At 64.7% G+C, this 15,662-nt stretch carries 14 protein-coding genes and 1 pseudogene; 7 read left to right on the top strand and 8 right to left on the bottom strand.

Annotation, left to right across the window (positions count from 1 at the left end; translation table 11 throughout):
* The first annotated feature begins 43 nt into the window (after window positions 1-43).
* The gene (gene ftsH / locus AC1RQP_RS21915) at window positions 44-1,888 is read left to right on the top strand and encodes an ATP-dependent zinc metalloprotease FtsH (RefSeq protein WP_492938488.1); all 1,845 of its coding nucleotides are present in this window, start codon (window positions 44-46) and stop codon (window positions 1,886-1,888) included.
* A gap of 64 nt (window positions 1,889-1,952) precedes the next feature.
* Here ftsH and AC1RQP_RS21910 read toward each other — a convergent pair whose 3' ends face one another.
* Entirely contained in the window at window positions 1,953-2,291 is a 339-nt protein-coding gene (locus AC1RQP_RS21910) for a hypothetical protein (RefSeq protein WP_239622059.1), read from the bottom strand.
* Between the two features lie 347 nt (window positions 2,292-2,638).
* Here AC1RQP_RS21910 and AC1RQP_RS21905 point away from each other — a divergent pair, with 347 nt between their 5' ends.
* A complete protein-coding gene (locus AC1RQP_RS21905; RefSeq protein WP_239622060.1) occupies window positions 2,639-2,857 on the top strand; it encodes a DUF6894 family protein in 219 nt (72 codons plus the stop codon).
* Between the two features lie 201 nt (window positions 2,858-3,058).
* Entirely contained in the window at window positions 3,059-3,256 is a 198-nt protein-coding gene (locus AC1RQP_RS21900) for a hypothetical protein (RefSeq protein WP_239622061.1), read from the top strand.
* Window positions 3,257-3,343: 87 nt separating this feature from the next.
* On the opposite strand, the gene mgtA is transcribed toward AC1RQP_RS21900, so the two are convergent.
* The 4 genes from mgtA to AC1RQP_RS21880 form a co-directional block, all read right to left on the bottom strand.
* Window positions 3,344-5,884 carry a magnesium-translocating P-type ATPase gene (gene mgtA / locus AC1RQP_RS21895; protein ID WP_492938487.1) on the bottom strand — a complete coding sequence of 847 codons (2,541 nt, stop codon included), beginning with the start codon at window positions 5,882-5,884 and terminating at the stop codon, window positions 3,344-3,346.
* Between the two features lie 190 nt (window positions 5,885-6,074).
* Window positions 6,075-6,281, bottom strand: coding sequence for a hypothetical protein (locus AC1RQP_RS21890; RefSeq protein WP_492938486.1), 207 nt, complete (start codon window positions 6,279-6,281; stop codon window positions 6,075-6,077).
* A gap of 144 nt (window positions 6,282-6,425) precedes the next feature.
* Window positions 6,426-6,779, bottom strand: coding sequence for a hypothetical protein (locus AC1RQP_RS21885; protein ID WP_492938485.1), 354 nt, complete (start codon window positions 6,777-6,779; stop codon window positions 6,426-6,428).
* A gap of 584 nt (window positions 6,780-7,363) precedes the next feature.
* Window positions 7,364-7,642 carry a hypothetical protein gene (locus AC1RQP_RS21880; RefSeq protein ID WP_239622065.1) on the bottom strand — a complete coding sequence of 93 codons (279 nt, stop codon included), beginning with the start codon at window positions 7,640-7,642 and terminating at the stop codon, window positions 7,364-7,366.
* Between the two features lie 975 nt (window positions 7,643-8,617).
* Between AC1RQP_RS21880 and groEL the strand changes: the two are divergent.
* The 4 genes and pseudogenes from groEL to AC1RQP_RS21860 form a co-directional block, all read left to right on the top strand.
* Window positions 8,618-8,777 (top strand): annotated as a pseudogene (groEL, locus tag AC1RQP_RS21875) (chaperonin GroEL); the annotation flags it as partial.
* Between the two features lie 220 nt (window positions 8,778-8,997).
* On the top strand, window positions 8,998-9,360 hold the full coding sequence (locus AC1RQP_RS21870) for a copper resistance CopC family protein (protein ID WP_061878327.1): 363 nt from the start codon (window positions 8,998-9,000) through the stop codon (window positions 9,358-9,360).
* A 7-nt stretch (window positions 9,361-9,367) separates the two neighbouring features.
* Window positions 9,368-11,023, top strand: coding sequence for a copper resistance D family protein (locus tag AC1RQP_RS21865; RefSeq protein WP_492938484.1), 1,656 nt, complete (start codon window positions 9,368-9,370; stop codon window positions 11,021-11,023).
* A gap of 67 nt (window positions 11,024-11,090) precedes the next feature.
* Entirely contained in the window at window positions 11,091-12,278 is a 1,188-nt protein-coding gene (locus tag AC1RQP_RS21860; RefSeq protein WP_239622069.1) for a CaiB/BaiF CoA transferase family protein, read from the top strand.
* 2 nt (window positions 12,279-12,280) lie between these two features.
* Here the strand turns inward: AC1RQP_RS21860 and AC1RQP_RS21855 are convergent, their stop codons facing one another.
* From AC1RQP_RS21855 to AC1RQP_RS21845, 3 genes are all read right to left on the bottom strand, one after another.
* Window positions 12,281-13,003: a DUF72 domain-containing protein gene (locus AC1RQP_RS21855; protein ID WP_492938483.1), complete on the bottom strand. Its 723-nt coding sequence runs from the start codon at window positions 13,001-13,003 to the stop codon at window positions 12,281-12,283.
* Window positions 13,004-13,102: 99 nt separating this feature from the next.
* Window positions 13,103-14,251 (bottom strand): amidohydrolase, encoded by a 1,149-nt coding sequence (locus tag AC1RQP_RS21850; RefSeq protein ID WP_492938730.1) that lies wholly within the window; start codon window positions 14,249-14,251, stop codon window positions 13,103-13,105.
* A 267-nt stretch (window positions 14,252-14,518) separates the two neighbouring features.
* The gene (locus AC1RQP_RS21845) at window positions 14,519-15,607 is read right to left on the bottom strand and encodes a mandelate racemase/muconate lactonizing enzyme family protein (RefSeq protein WP_492938482.1); all 1,089 of its coding nucleotides are present in this window, start codon (window positions 15,605-15,607) and stop codon (window positions 14,519-14,521) included.
* Window positions 15,608-15,662 lie beyond the last annotated feature (55 nt).

Below are 15,662 nucleotides of genomic sequence, written 5' to 3'. Positions count from 1 at the left end.
CATTACCATTCATAGCGCAGCCGACGGCGATGGGAGAAGCAGAGTGGAGTCCGATCAAGTTTCACGGAAGCAGGCCCTGGTCATGGCCGCCATCTTGGCAGGCGGCCTGCTGCTCGTCGTGCTGCAGTTCGGTCTCACGACGTACAATTCAGTCGAAACCATTCCCTACAGCCAATTCGAGCAGCTGCTGGCGCAGGACAAGCTTGCCGAGGTGTCCGTCGGCTCGGACATGATTCAGGGGAAATTGAAAGAACCGCTTCCGAGCGGCAAGTCCGCATTCATCACCGCGCGCGTCGATATGGCTTTGGCCGAGAAGCTCGCGGCAAAAGGCGTGAGTGTGATCGGTGTTCCCAGTGCCGGCGGGCTGCAGAGCTTGCTGTCCTGGATCTTTCCGGTCGTCGCCTTCTTCGTGATCTGGTTCTGGATCGGCCGTCGCATGGGCGGCGGTCAAGGCTTGGGCGGGCTGATGGCGATCGGGAAGTCGCGCGCAAAGGTCTATGTCGAAAAGGACATCAAGGTCACCTTCGCGGACGTAGCCGGAGTGGACGAGGCGAAGTTCGAGCTCCAGGAAGTCGTTTCTTTCCTCAAGGACCCCAAGAGCTATGGCCGCCTGGGGGCGCATGTGCCCAAGGGAATATTGCTGGTCGGACCGCCGGGAACGGGGAAGACGCTGCTGGCCCGCGCCGTGGCGGGAGAGGCCGGCGTTCCGTTCTTCTCGATCTCGGGCTCGGAATTCGTGGAGATGTTCGTTGGTGTCGGCGCAGCGCGCGTCCGGGATCTGTTCGAGCAGGCCCGAAAGGCGGCACCGTGCATCATCTTCGTCGACGAGCTCGACGCGCTGGGACGCAGCCGCGGGCCGCTGTCGTTCGGAGGCTACGACGAGAAGGAGCAAACCCTGAACCAGCTGCTGTCCGAGCTTGACGGCTTCGACCCGAGCGCCGGCGTCATCCTGCTGGCGGCCACCAATCGCCCTGAGATCCTGGACCCCGCGCTGTTGCGCGCGGGCCGGTTCGACCGCCAGGTTCTGGTTGACCGGCCGGACAAGAACGGGCGCGTTGCCATCCTCAAGGTCCATGTCCGCAAGATCCGCATGGGCAACGACGTCGACCTCGACAAGGTGGCGGGACTCACGACCGGCTTTACCGGCGCCGACCTCGCAAACCTCATCAACGAAGCCGCGATCGCCGCGACCAGACGGAGCGGTGAGGAGGTCACGTTCGACGATTTCGTCACGGCGATCGAGCGGATCGTCGCCGGCATCGAGAAGAAGAGCAGGGTGCTCAGCAAGGACGAACGGCGCAGGGTTGCCTATCACGAGATGGGCCATGCCCTCGTCGCGGCCAGCCTGCCCGGCGTCGACCCGGTGCAGAAGGTCTCGATCATTCCGCGCGGGATCGGCGCACTGGGATACACCATCCAGCGTCCGACCGAGGACAGATTCCTGCTGACGATCGAGGAGCTCAAGAACCGCATCGCGGTGCTGATGGGGGGGCGCGCATCGGAGCGCCTGATCTTCGACGGTGCGATCTCCACCGGCGCCGCCGACGATCTTCAGCGTGCGACCGAAGTCGCGATCGAAATGGTGACCAAGTACGGCATGGACGAGACGGTGGGGCAACGCACCTACGCGCCCAAGCCGCAGGCGTTTCTCGGGGCGGCCCAGGACAAGATCGTCGGGGCTGCCGAGGCAACGGGCCGCGAGATCGATCTCGCCGTCCGCAACCTGATCGAGGAGGGGGACCGCCGTGCCCGGGACATCCTGCAGCGCCGGCGTGGTGACCTGGATGCCGGTGTAGAGCTGTTGATCGCGAACGAAACGGTGACGTCCGAGCAGTTCGCGCCGCTGCTCGGCCAGCGCAGCGAGGAGAGCAAGCCGGTCGCCGCGTGATCGCGGCCCGCATCAACGGCTGCGGCTCGCTTTGCAGGAGCGCGCGTCAAGCCTACCGATGCGATCAAACGCCGCGCGAGTGGATCTTCCGGCGCAGGCGATGACACGTATCTTCCAGGAGAGTTTGAAGATTCTCGACGTTCACCAGCAGCTCTTCTCCGTGCCGCCGTTCGAGCGTCCCGAAAGCCAAACCGTCGCGCTGATGTGCGACGTGTTCTACGCGTTTGCGTCCGGCTGCGGCTCGATTTTCGAAGAACTCGAGTTGCTCCAGATCATGTTCGAGCTCGTCCACCTCGGTGATCAGCATCTTGGTGATCGCGCTCCGGCGGTCAGGCATGAGATCGGCGCCGGTCAACAGCGCGATGTAATGGTCAACATTCGCCCGAGCGATGTAGTGGTGCATGGCACGCTCCCACCCGATAGTACCACCGCAGGGGCAGGCGGGGAAGATAAACCTCTTTGGGCAGGTGGGTCGTTGCGGTATTATAGTAGTTGAAGGCGAAGGCGCAGCCCATCCAGGATGTACATGATCTTCTGGATGGCAATCGAGGTCGCGAAACAGATGTCGCGGCCAATCGGGCTTGATCCGGATCAAGCCCGGGATGCGCGGGCTCATTAATGCTTGGCTTGCGTAACACGACCCCACGGTTACGTCTTCAAGTCGCCGCTGAGTCCATCCCACCGCATCTCGGCGGCTTTTTTTCTGGATGATGATTTCAGCCAAGCTGTGTGGGCTGCGGGAATGAGCCGATGCCAACCTACTACTTCGATATCAAGGACGGCGTGCCCGTCCGGGACAAGTCAGGACTGGAGCTTGTAAGTGATGGTGCCGCCATCGCACACAGCAAGAACCTCGCCGACAAGGTGCGCAGAGAGAAACCGAAAGGCCATCCCGCGCTCCAGATCGTCGTCATCGACGAGAGCGGCCGGGAAGTTCACCGCGAACGAATTTATGGAGACGCGACCTGAGCACCGGTAATGCGATGTGGTGCGGCTCTCTCTGCCTGAGCCGATAGCTGCTCCAGATCGCGGAATTCGGCCGCCTCATTGATTTGGCGCAAAGCCGCAGGCCGTTCGGCTTCTAGCTTAAGTCAAAGCGCCGGGTCGGAGTGCTCGTGTCCCTCGCCCAACAGGTGCTGAACGGAAGGTGCCTGGGAGGGGCGAAGCACCGTGAAGCCGCATCAGATCAAGCAAACCGTATCGTTTCAGGACCGCCTTTCGGCGTGGGCCGAACAGCTCCGTAAGCAGGCCGCCAGGCTGAAGCCCGGCCGCGAGCGGGACGACCTGCGCGCGAAGGTTCGTCAGGCCGACGTCACGGCTCACCTCGACGAATGGATCAACTCTCGCGGTCTTCAGCCGCCAAAGTAGGGTTGCCTTGCTTCCAGCTGGATGCGGGCCAGACGGCGCGCTGTCGCCTTCACGCACGGCGTCGAACCCGTTCGATCGTCTCGAGTGTCAAGGCTCCGGGATTGCGAGGCGCTTGGCGGCGTTCGCCGAGATCAGATAGGCGGCTGCGATGGCAATGATCGCCGCCAGTATTCCTCCGGAAAGCGCGGTAAAGCCGAACAGCCCGCGCCACGGACCAAGCGCAAGCGCCAGCCCGGCGAGAAGGGCGCCGATAGACGTCGCGATCAGGATGTTGTGGGGGCGGTTCGCGCGCCATGGCATGCGGCGAGACCGGATGACGAAGATGACCAGGATCTGGGTGCAGATCGATTCCACGAACCATCCGGTTTGAAACAGTGCTGCATCCGCCTCGAACACCTCGAGGAGAACGACGAAGGTGATCGCATCGAACAGGGAAGACGCCATTCCCATGATGATGGAGAAACGCATGATGCCGGCCATGTTCCACGTTTCGGGCTGGGCCACGTCTTCGCGGTCGACCTCGTCGAACGGGATTCCGATTTCGGAGAGATCGTAGATCAGATTGTTCAGCAGGATCTGCAGCGGCAGCAACGGCAGGAATGGAAGAACGATCGACGCCAGGGCCATCGAAAGCATGTTGCCGAAATTCGAGCTCGTTCCCATTCGGACATATTTCAGGATGTTGGCAAAGGTTCTGCGGCCCTCGCGCACGCCGGCCGCAAGCACTGACAGGTCGGGAGTCACCAGGATCATGTCGGCGGCAGCGCGGGCGACCTCGGTCGCGCCCGTGACGGATATGCCGACATGTGCTGCGTGGATCGCCGGCGCATCATTGACGCCGTCTCCCATGAAACCGACGACGTGATTGCGGCGCCGGAGTGCGGCAATGATCCGCCGCTTCTGATCGGGGTCGATCCGGGCAAACAGATCGACGTCATCGACCCGGGCGACGAGCGCGGCATCGGTGAGCTCTGAGATCTCGGCTCCGGTCATGACTCGTCCCGACGGGAGCCCGACCGCTCGCGCGACATGGGAGACCACGGCGTCATGGTCACCCGAGAGGATCTTTATCGTCACGCCGAGCGTGGTGAGCGCTTCAATCGCCGAGGCCGCATCCTGCTTCGGCGGATCGGCGAAGACACAGAAGCCGAGCATGGTCAGACTGGTCTCGTCACCGACGGCAATCGTCCGTTGCCCAACGGGAATGGACCTGATCGCGACGGCAAGAAGCCGGAATCCGTCGCGGGCATATCGAGCCTGGATGTCTGCCATTTTCTGTTGCCACGCGGCGTCGAGCGGATGGGCCAGGCCATCGATCTCCACGGCAGCGCAGCGGGCCAGGATGGATTCCGGAGCCCCCTTTGCGATCAGCATGTGCTCGTCGTGCCGTGCGGCGAGAACGGACAAGCACCTCCGCTCGAAGTCGAACGGGACTTCCGAAAGCCGGACCCAGCCGTCCGCGCCATCGCGGCCCGCTGACAGGATCGCGTCGTCGAGAGGACTTCTGACCCCGGCCTGGAACGTGCTGTTCAGGCGCGCGAAGCTCAGGACGCGATCACTGGACCGATCCTGCGGATCGATATGCGACTCCAGCGTGATCCTGGCTTCCGTCAACGTGCCGGTCTTGTCGACGCAAAGCGTGTCCATCGCGCCCAGGTCGTGAATGGCGGACAATCGCTTGACGATGACTTTTCGCCTCGCCATGCGCAGCGCGCCGCGGGCGAGGGTGACCGTCATCACCATGGGCAGCAATTCTGGCGTCAGGCCGACGGCGAGTGCGACGGCGAAGAGGAAGGACTCCATTGCGGGACGATGCGCGACGAGATGAGTCATCAGCACAAAGAGGGTGAGAAAGAGCGTCAGTCGAAGGATCAGCACGCCGAGCCTTCGGACGCCTTCCTCGAGAGCCGTCGGCGGTGCGTCGGCGGCCATTGCCGAGGCGATCGCGCCGAAGCGCGTCCGGCCACCGGTCTTCACGACCAGCATCCTGCCGCTTCCGCCCACGGTGCTGGTGCCTGCGAACAGGGCGTTCGTGGCGTCCGCCGGCAATGCCGCCGCGCAAGGAGCGTCCGTCTTGAAGGCCGGAAACGGCTCGCCCGTCATCAGGGCTTCATTGACATGTAATTCCTGGGCATCGAGGACGATGCCATCGGCCGGTATCAGATCGCCGATGCGGAGCTTCACGACGTCCCCGGGGACGAGAGCCGTCACCGAAACGGTCATGTCCCTGCCGTCCCTGATGACGTCGGCCTGAATGGCGACGGATTCCCGCAACGCTTCGGCCGTCCGCTCGGCGCGATGCTCCTGAACGATATCGAGCGTGATGGACAGGGACAGCACGGCCGCGATGATGGCAAAACTGCCGACGTCGCCGCTCAGCCCGGATACGAGCGCAGCTGCCAGCAGCATCGCAACCAAGGGATTCCAGAGGCGTTGGCCCAGCTTGCGCAGGGCTGACCGGCTTTGGGAGGCGTCAGCGCGGTTTGCTCCGAAGATTGCTTGCCTTCGTTTCGCTTCGGTTTGTGTCAGGCCTTCCGGACCTGAGCCGAGCGCGCGGCAGAGCTCGTCCTTTGGTGTTTGCCAGAACTCGGCAGTAAAAGCTTCCGCCGGAATGGATTGCGCGATCATTGGAAGGGCTCGCCGGTCACTGACATCTGGGCCAGGCGAGGGTAAGAGGCTGCTCGATCCCTGGGTTGACGCAGCTCAATCCGGTTTCGGGGTGACACGGGCTGTGGTCCGTCGGGGAGAGGCGAGCCGCGGCCACGAAAGCCGAGAGCCGCGCGCACCCGACGCCCTGGACCGACCGCGCCTCGCATTCCTAATAGACGGACACAGCACGACCTGCGTCTGCGTGAGAACCATCGTGATGCGGCCGCTCGACGGCGGCGAGGGCGGCCTGCTCGTGCGACAGGCGCCATTCGATGTAGTTGCGCTCGACATCGGTGAGACGCGTCTTCAGCAAGCGGTGATAGCGCTCGATGTTCCTGCTGTGGGCGCGACTGAGCGCAAAGCTGGCTGCCGGCATGTCACCCTCTCGTGCTGATGTTCTGAGCCGGAGCATGATCCGGAAAAGTGTGCAGCGGTTCTCCGAATAGACCATGCTCAATGATGACCTGAAGCGTGATGACGATTCATCCGGATCTCATCGCGCCTCAGGCGCTTCGGCGCATCATTTCTTCCGGCTGTTCGCCGATGGCGCGAATATCTGGTTGGCAGGTGGTTGCCCGCCGGTCGGAACGGCGATGGTCACGAAGCCGCGGCCCATCGCGGTGTGGCAGGCGTTGCAGCCGTCGGTCAGCGCGCGCATGGAAGCGACGAACTTGCGATCATTTCCCGCCGCGATCGCGTCGGCGACCGAGACCAGCGGCTCCCTCATCGTGGTCACGTTGCTGATGGGCACCGCCGGATAGAAGACGGCTGCTTCGGCCAGGCTATTCGTCAGCTGCCTGAGCTCATACGCGGCCAGGTCCCAGTTCTTCGCCTTGCCTGCATACCACAGCTTGAGATGCTCAAGCTGCGCCATGCTCATGACCTCGACGAGGCGAGGGACCTCCTGTTTCGCGCTCGCGGACGGCGGAAAGTCGGACTGAGCAATCGCGGATGTGACCGCACCGGCCGAAATCGCGAGAACCACGCACCAATGTTTTAGCGTCATCCGAGCATTCCCTGTCAGTTTCGCCCTTTACTATCAGGCTCCTGTTCCAGGCCCTTGCGCTGAATCAAGCTTTCGCGTTCCCGCCGCCGGATCTCGGCAGGAAGAGGCGCAGCGAACAGGGTCGAGAGAAGCAGCGGACGGTCAATTCGAATTTGGTGCCTCGGCGCGAAGCGCCCGAGCGGGATCAATTCAGCCTTCCAAGAAGTCTGCGGATGATCTTCCTCAAATTGTCGGCGTACTCGTCGATGACCTGACGCCTCTCGGCCGATGGCGAAAGCCGACAATCATCGCCTTCATCCGCTGACGGAGTATCCGTCCGGGATCCCCCGCGGATGATGGAGGCAGGGGGCTTTGTCGGCTTCACGGGAATTCTGGCCTCTGGATAGAGCTGCGCGCACCGTTCAGGATAAGAGCCAGTTCCATCCGCCTGATCCCTTCCACTCGCGCCGGGCTCAACGCCCCGGGGCCGTCGGATCGCATTTGGGGCAGCATCCGTCGGCGGCTGCTCCGAGCTGGCGGCCAATCTCCGTCCTGAGAGTTTCTTTCTCCCATTTCGTGCCGTCACTTCGGGCCATTCGCTTCACGCGTTCGAAGGCGTGGCTCTCGGCAGCGTCATCTCCGATGCGGACGATCACGTCGCGGTGGAAGGGGCAAACAGTCGTCGCACGGGTCGTCTCCAGTGCGTAGCGCACGACCGCGGTGAGATCGTCGGTGTGAGTGTCGGTAAGCATGTCGGCTCTCCTGATCAGCGTACTCCTTTGCCCGGACGATCCCAAGGGTTCGACGAAAATCGGCCCCGGGCTCCATGGGAGCGCCGAGGCCGATTGTTCGCTTGGTTCTTCCATTCAGGGTCCGAGCCCGTCCAACAAACCCGCGTTGCCGACTTTCGTTCCATTGAACTCTCCGGCGGAGCCGCGCTCCGGCCTGCTCCATGCTCGCGGTTTTCTGTACCTGTCTATGAAGGCGCCGCCCGGAATGCCTGAAAATCCGAACTTCGCTTCCTCCGGCAACGGTACCTCAGCAAGCGTTCCCGATGCCGTTATGACGCTACAATCAGGGTCACCAACATGCCTTGATCCAGCTCAAAGGCGCGATCAGGCGTTCATGTCCCTGAGGTGCCGACGATTGCGCAGCACGATCTCTGATGGAGCTCCCAATACGCTAGCGCATCGTGCCCGGACATTTCGGGAGGATTCGTAAGGCAATCTCCTTAAGTATGTTTGCGTAAGTCGGCTTGGTCGGAAACGCACGACTGACCGCTCTCGATTGGCGACTTGCGCGCCAGCGCTGCGCGATATCCTCGCCACTCCCGTGTGGATCCGTCCAGGACAGTTGCCTAAGTATTGGTCCGCAATTTCAATGCCGGCGCGGCGGGCGCATATTGTCAACATGGAGCGCAACATCATCTTCAAGTGCCCGCGCACTGGCATGAACGTGCAGCACTGGCTTTCCGGCGCAATCTCCGACGCCGCGGATGCGCACGTCTCCGTCCGATGTCCCGCTTGCGGCTCCCTGCACTTCGTCAACATTGCCACTGGCAAGATGCTGAGTGAAGGAAATCGTCCGGCGTCGAACGACTACGGCTCCAGCCGGTCTTGGCGCCCAGCCTGATCCCTCACATGCTTGACGCGGTGAGAGCCGCGCCCGCGATAACGCCATCACTCCACCGGCCGGAGCGGCCGTTACGCGTCCGTCGCTGCGCCGTCCGCCGCGCTCACCTTGCGGTGGACGCGATCGTCTCCGATCAAGTCGCACGCCAAGAAGATCACCTCCAACGATGAGATCGCCCAGGTCGGCACCATCTCCGCCAATGGCGACACCGAGATCGGCTGCTTCCTGGCGGACGCCATGCAGAAGGTCGCGTCGACTTCAGCCTCCGTGCTTGGCTCGACGCGTGACTCCCGCATCGGCATTTTGCCGCGGCCGGTGTGTCGCAGCGGCAACAGCCGATCCTTTTCCGTCGATTGTAACCGGCCCGGCGCTCGCGCGCCCTTGGCGAACTGCGCCGCGGTTCCAACATAGGCACGGACCACGCGCCGGGGGGCGGTGCGGTGGCGGGACGGCTGCCGACAGCGAGTGACCAACCATGCGCGTATTCGTTCGAATCGCGATCCTTCTATCCGCCATCTGGTGTCTTGCCGACCCGAATGCAGCCTCGGCACACGCCATCATCGTGTCGTCCTCGCCGGCGGCCGGTGCGACCGTCTCGGGGGACGCCGTCGCGATCAGCCTGCATTTCAACAGCCGGATCGATCGCGCCCGTTCCAAGCTGACGCTGCTGGCGCCGAACGGCGCCACGCAGGCGCTGACGCCCGCGGCCAATGCGCCGGCCGACGAGCTCAAGGCCGAGGCGACGCGGCTTTCCGGCGGCGCATGGCGCCTGCGCTGGCAGGTGCTGAGCGTCGACGGACACATCACGCGCGGCGACATTCCGTTCATCGTTCATTGACCTCGCCTTGTACCTGTTTCTCGACATCTTCGGCTATCTGTCGGTCGTTCTGCGCGGCCTGATCCTGATCGCCCAAGCCTTCACGCTCGGCGGTCTTGCCTTTCAGATGCTGTTGTGGTGGCCGTTGCAGCCGCAGCTGTCGGTGTTCGGTCTCACGATCGAGGAGAAATGCCTGACGGTGCTGAAGGTCAGCGCCTTCGCCTGGGCGCTCCTCACCATCGCTTCGCTGGGTCTCAATGCCGCCGCGCTGGTCGGGACGCTTCAGGTGTCGTGGCGCGAGGCGATCAGTGCCGATTTCGCCCGGGCTGGTCTCATCATTGCGGCGAGCGCATTCGGCCTCGCCATGCTGGCAAATGGACGCGCGCAGGGCCCGCGATCCCTGGCACTCCTCGCGCTTGCGCTGCTCGCGCTCGCGATGCAGACCCGGCTGACCCACGCGGCGAGCCGGCCGGTCCTCAGCTGGCCGCTGCTCCTGTCCGATGCCGGCCACATGCTGGGCGCAGCGATCTGGATCGGCGGGCTTCCCTATTTCCTGATCGCGCTGAACGGCTGCAAGGAGCCCTCCGACTGGCGCCTCATCGCACGGCGCTACTCGCTGATGTCCATGGCCGCAGTCGCGGCCATCGTCGGCGGCGGCCTCCTCATGGCTTTCGATTACATCGGCTCGATCGAGGCGATCTACGGCACCGCCTATGGCGTCATGATCCTCGCCAAGATTGGGTTGCTGCTGATGCTGCTCGCGCTTGGCGCGGGCAATTATCTCTTGGTCGAGCGGCTGCGGCGGGATCCCGCAACGCCGATCCTCCGCCTCAAGCGCTTCGCCGAGGTCGAGGTCGGCATCGGTCTCACCGTTCTGCTCGCGGCTGCGTCGCTGACGTCGCTACCGCCCGGCGTCGATCTGTCGCGCGACCGACTGAGCTGGCAGGAGATCGTCGAGCGCGCCACGCCGCAATGGCCGCCGCGCCTGACCAGCCCGGACTACGACAAGCTGACCATCGCGCAGCTCCAGGCCAGGATCACCCTGGCCGATGCCGGGCGCAGCAGCGCACCGGCCGCCTACGTTCCCGGCGAAGGCACGATCCTGCCGCGCAACGCCGAGGACATCGCCTGGTCCGAGTACAATCATCACTGGGCCGGCGTCTTCGTGGTGCTGATCGGCCTGCTCGCTTTGATCGAGCGTTTTCGCTGGGGCCGCTGGGCGAGGCATTGGCCGCTGCTGTTTCTCGGCATGGCGGCCTTCCTGTTCCTCCGCGCCGACGAGCAGGCCTGGCCGCTCGGGCCGGCCGGATTCTTCGAATCGTTGCGCGATCCCGAGGTGGCGCAGCACCGCATCTTCGTGCTGCTGATCGCAGTATTCGGACTGTTCGAATGGCGCGTGCGGCTGCGCGGCGACAAGGCCGGCCGCGCGGCCTTGGTGTTTCCCCTGACGACCGCGCTCGGCGGCGCGCTCCTGCTCACGCATTCCCATGCCATCGCCAACATCAAGGACCAGCTCCTGATCGAGATGAGCCACACGCCGCTTGCGCTGTGCGGGATCGCCGCGGGCTGGGCGCGGTGGCTCGAATTGCGGCTAGACGGTCGCGTCCGCAGCGTCGCGGCGTGGATCTGGCCGGTCGCCTTCATTCTGGTCGGGTTCGTCCTGCTGGACTACCGCGAGGCCTGAGCGCCGGCGCCATCTTGCCGCGGCAATCATTCCCTGTAATCTGAGCAAAACGCTGGGGAAGAAGCCGATGGGAGGAGTTCTGGAGGGCGTGCGCGTGCTCGATTTCGGGCGCTATATCGCCGGGCCCTATTGCGCCACCCTGCTGGCGGAGTTCGGGGCCGAGGTCATCCGCGTCGAGAAGCGCGACGGCAGCGAGGACCGTTTCGTGGCGCCGGTGGGTGAAGGCGGTGAGGGCGCGCTGTTTCTCCAGGTCAATCGCAACAAGAAGTGCATCACGCTCGATCCGATGAAGGCCGAAGGGCAGGAGGTGATGCGCCGCCTGGTCGCGACCGCGGACGTCGTGGTCGCCAATCTGCCGCCGCAGACGTTACGTGCGATGAAGCTTGACTACGAGTCCCTGAAGGCGATCAAGCCGGACATCATCCTCACCACGGCCACCGCGTTCGGCGGGCCGGGTCCCTGGTCCGACCGCGTCGGCTTCGATGGCGTCGGGCAGGTGATGTCGGGCGCGGTCTACATGACGGGCGCGGGCGATCCGCCGTACCGGGCCGCGGTGAACTGGGTCGATTTCGGCACCGCGCTGCACTGCGCGTTCGGCACGCTGGCCGCCCTGATCGAGCGCGGCAAATCCGGACGCGGGCAGATCGTCGAGGGCGCGCTGCTTGCAACCGCTTTGTCCTTCACCAATGCGACACTGATCGAGCAGGCCGTCATCAACGTCAACCGCGTACCCACCGGCAATCTCGGCCAGACCGCGGCTCCCGCCGACATCTACCGCACCAGGGACGGCTGGGTGCTGTGCCAGGTGACGGGGCATCCGCTGTTCAAGCGCTGGGCCAGGCTGATGGGCGAGGAGGCGTTTTGGCTGAACGATCCGCGCTTCGCCGACGATATCAGCCGCGGCAACAACGGCCGCATCATCAGCGAGCGGATGGCGCGCTGGTGCGCCGAGCGCACCACGCAGGAGGCCGTCGATGCGCTGGGTCAGGCCATGATTCCGACCGGCCCCGTGCTCTCACCGCAGCAGGCGCTGGATCATCCGCACATCCGCGCCGCCGGCTTCATGCAGGACGTCGATTATCCGGGCCTGCCGAAGCAGGCACCGGTCGCGCGCGCCGCGGTGCGCCTGTCGGAAACGCCGGGCGAAATCGTGAACCGCCCGCCGACGCTCGGCGAGCACACCGATGTCGTTCTGACGGAGCTCGGCTATGACGAGGCCGCGATCGCCGCGCTTCGGCAAGGCGGCATCATCTAGCGTCACAGCAGCTGCTTCAGCGCCAGCGCATCGGCCGGTGCTGCGCTCTTCTGGTCGTTGTCGAAATAGACGTAGACGTTGCAGCCCTGCCGCTTCCAGGACTTGATGCGCTTCGCCCATTGCCCCAGCGTGGCCTTGGTGTAGTGGCCGTGATAGCGCCCGCCGGGCCCGTGTCCGCGCACATAGACGAAATCCGCCGTGCGCTTCCACGGCGCCGGCGCATCGTGATGGTCGGACAGGCACAGCGAGATGTTCTCGTCGGCCAGCATCCGCAGGATGCGCGGCTGATACCAGCTCGGATGGCGAAACTCGAAACTGTAACGCCGCTTTCGCGACAACAGCTTGAAGAAGGAGGCGAGCCGGTCCGCGTTGGCCTCGAATTGCGGCGGCAGCTGGAACAGGATCGGGCCGGCCTTGCCGCCGAGACGCAAGATGCGGTCCTCCAGCAGCTCGAGGCTGTTGACGGAGCGGTCCGACAGCCGCTTCCAGTGCGTGATGAACTTGGACGCCTTCCAGGCGAACACGAAGTCGCGGCCGGTCTGCTCGCGCCAGCCCTTCACCGCCTCCGGCGTCGGCGTGCGGTAGAATACTCCGTTCAGCTCCGTGGTGTCGAACTGCCCGGCATAGTAGCGCAGCTGCTCCTTCAGCGTCACGCCCTCGGGAAAGAACGGGCCCCGCCAGGAGGCGTAGTGCCAGCCGGAGGTTCCGATCAGAACGCGCGCCATCGATCTGCCATCCGTTGGGCGCAGCGGGAGGCCGCGCCTTGTTGGAGGCAACGTTCGTGCGCGAGATATGTTGCTGTCGGCGTGGCGGGCGCGCGTGGGTCAGTTCGAGGCCAGCGCCGCCTTGGCGACCTCGGCCATCCAGCTCGACGCCACGGGCAGGATCCCATCGTTGAAATCGTAGCGCGGCCCGTGCAGCTCCGCGCCGTCGCGCAACTCGCCATTGCCGATCCAGACGAAGGCGCCCGGACGCTGCTGCAGATAATGGGCAAAATCCTCGCCGGCCATGCTCGGCGCGAGGTCGCGCCGCACCGGCGCCTGCACCTTCTCCGCAGCGATGCGCGCGAGCTCCGCTTCGGCCGGCGAGTTGATCACGACGCCCACACCCCAGACGATCTCGGGCGTGACCTTGACGCCGAAGCTGGTCGCAATGCCGGCGCAGGTGCGCTCGATGCCGTCAAGGATGGTGTCCTTGACCGCCTCGCGATGGTAGCGCAGCGTGCCGCGGATGGTGACGCGCCCGGCGATCTGGTTCGGCGCGGTGCCGCCTTCGATCGTGCACAGCGACAGCACGGCGGTGTCGAGCGGATCGACGCTGCGCGATGCGATCGATTGCAGCGCCACGATCAAATGCCCCGCCGCCACCACCGGGTCGCGCGTCAGATGCGGCATGCCGGCGTGGCCCGCATGGCCCTCGATGGTGATGGTGATGCGCCCGCCGGAGGCCATGACGACGCCGTCGTGCACCGCGATGGTGCCGGCGGCAAGGCCCGGCCAGTTGTGGAAGCCGAACACCCGCTCCATCGGAAAGCGGTCGAACAGCCCGGCCGCGACCATCGCGCGCGAGCCGCCAAAGCCCTCCTCCGCGGGCTGGAAGATGAAATCGACCGTGCCGCTCCAGCCGGTATCGGCGGCGAGCAGCGCGGCCGCGCCAAGCAGCGCGGCGGTGTGCCCGTCATGGCCGCACGCATGCATCACGCCGGGAGTCTTTGAAGCATAGGGCAGGCCGGTGTCCTCGGTGATCGGCAGTGCATCCATGTCGGCGCGCAGGCCGACCCGGCTTCGTGCATGGCCACGCGTCAACGTCGCGACGATTCCGTGCCCACCGATACCAGCCTCGAACGGAATGCCGAGCTCGGTGAGCCTGTCCTGCACGAAGGCGGCGGTGGCTTTTTCCTGGAGCGACAGCTCCGGGTGGGCGTGGAGGTGCCGACGCCATTCGGTCAGTTTCTGGTGCAACTCGGGTGTCAAGGCAACGCTCTCTCGCAAGGTGTCGGTTGTCGACACCATAACGGATTATCCGCGCCATGCATCACGCGCCTTGGAATGCCTCGCGTGCAGATCGGCGATCGCGGGGGCACCAACAGTGCCGAAGTGCTCCACTTCACCTCTCCCGCTTGCGGGAGAGGCCGGGAGAGGGCTGGATCGTCATTGGGAGTCTCACTGCGGAGACACCCTCTCCCCAACCCTCTCCCGCAAGCGGGAGAGGGGGCGCACCTCGCTTGTTGTCGCATCTCTCTAAGCCATCAGCTTCGCCAGCCCCGCCCAGTCGAAGTTGATGCCGTGCCCGGGCCTATCAGGCGCGAGCGCAAGCCCGTCCTTCAGCACCAGCGGATGCTCGATATATTTGTCGAGCCCGAAGCCGTGCGCCTCCAGATAGGAGCGGTTCGGGCAGGCCGCGAGCAGATGCACGGTGATGTCGTGCGCGCCGTGGCTGGTGACGGGCAGGTTGAACGCTTCCGCCAGCCGGGCGATCTTCATGAAGGTGCTGACGCCACCGCAATTGGTGACGTCGGGCTCGGGATAGGACACCGCGCCTGATGCGATGTAGTTCTTGAACTCCCACAGCGAGCGCAGATTCTCGCCTGCCGCGATCGGCACGCCGCCGGCCTGCATGATGCGCACGTGTCCCGCGACGTCGTCGGGGATGATCGGCTCCTCGAGCCAGGTGAGGTCATAGGGAACGAACGCGCGGGCGGCCCGGATCGCCTCCTCGACCGTCCATTTCATGTTCGCGTCCACCATCAGCGGAAAGCCGTCGCCGAGATGCTGTCGCATCGCGGAGACCTTCGCGACGTCGGATTTCAGGTCGGGCCGGCCGACCTTCATCTTGATGGCGCGAAAGCCCTTGGCGAGATTGCCGTCGGTCTGCTTGAGCAGTGCATCGACGGAGAGATCGAGATCGATGCCGCCAGCGTAGCACGGCACGCCCGCATCGAAGCCGCCGAGCAGGCGGAACAGCGGCAGCTTGGCGCGCCGCGCCTTCAGATCCCACAGCGCGATGTCGAGCGCGGAGAGCGCCAGCACCGTCGGCCCGCCGCGCCCGCCATAATGCAGCGCCCACCAGACATGATGCCAGATCGCTTCGGTGTCGTCGGCCTCGCGCCCTTCGACCAGCGGCGCAATCTCGCGTGCAAGGATATCCGCAGTCGCGCCGCCATTGCGCCCGACCGTGTAGGTGTAGCCGACGCCCTCGGCACCGTCGGCATCGCGAATGCGGCAGGTGATCAGCTCGAACGCGGCGATCTCGCCATGGGTGGAGTCGGACAGCGTGACGGGGAGGGGAATCCGGTAGAGTCCGGTCTCGGTGTTCGCGATGCGTGCCATGTTTTCTCCCGGCTTTTCTTGTTCGTAGGGCGGGTTACGCCTTCGCCTAGCCCAG

Source organism: Bradyrhizobium sp. GW821-FHT13H06 (assembly GCF_058803975.1).
The sequence above is the reverse complement of the archived record's forward strand: the minus strand, read 5'-3'. Positions and strand labels throughout refer to the sequence as shown.

Excerpts from the sequence above, each read along its gene's own strand:
- AC1RQP_RS21910 (WP_239622059.1), bottom strand. The coding sequence starts at position 2,291 with ATGCACCACTACATCGCTCGGGCGAATGTTGACCATTACATCGCGCTG.
- AC1RQP_RS21905 (WP_239622060.1), top strand. The coding sequence starts at position 2,639 with ATGCCAACCTACTACTTCGATATCAAGGACGGCGTGCCCGTCCGGGAC.
- mgtA (WP_492938487.1), bottom strand. The coding sequence starts at position 5,884 with ATGATCGCGCAATCCATTCCGGCGGAAGCTTTTACTGCCGAGTTCTGG.
- AC1RQP_RS21890 (WP_492938486.1), bottom strand. The coding sequence starts at position 6,281 with ATGCCGGCAGCCAGCTTTGCGCTCAGTCGCGCCCACAGCAGGAACATC.
- AC1RQP_RS21885 (WP_492938485.1), bottom strand. The coding sequence starts at position 6,779 with ATGGCGCAGCTTGAGCATCTCAAGCTGTGGTATGCAGGCAAGGCGAAG.
- AC1RQP_RS21880 (WP_239622065.1), bottom strand. The coding sequence starts at position 7,642 with ATGCTTACCGACACTCACACCGACGATCTCACCGCGGTCGTGCGCTAC.
- AC1RQP_RS21870 (WP_061878327.1), top strand. The coding sequence starts at position 8,998 with ATGCGCGTATTCGTTCGAATCGCGATCCTTCTATCCGCCATCTGGTGT.
- AC1RQP_RS21860 (WP_239622069.1), top strand. The coding sequence starts at position 11,091 with ATGGGAGGAGTTCTGGAGGGCGTGCGCGTGCTCGATTTCGGGCGCTAT.
- AC1RQP_RS21855 (WP_492938483.1), bottom strand. The coding sequence starts at position 13,003 with ATGGCGCGCGTTCTGATCGGAACCTCCGGCTGGCACTACGCCTCCTGG.
- AC1RQP_RS21845 (WP_492938482.1), bottom strand. The coding sequence starts at position 15,607 with ATGGCACGCATCGCGAACACCGAGACCGGACTCTACCGGATTCCCCTC.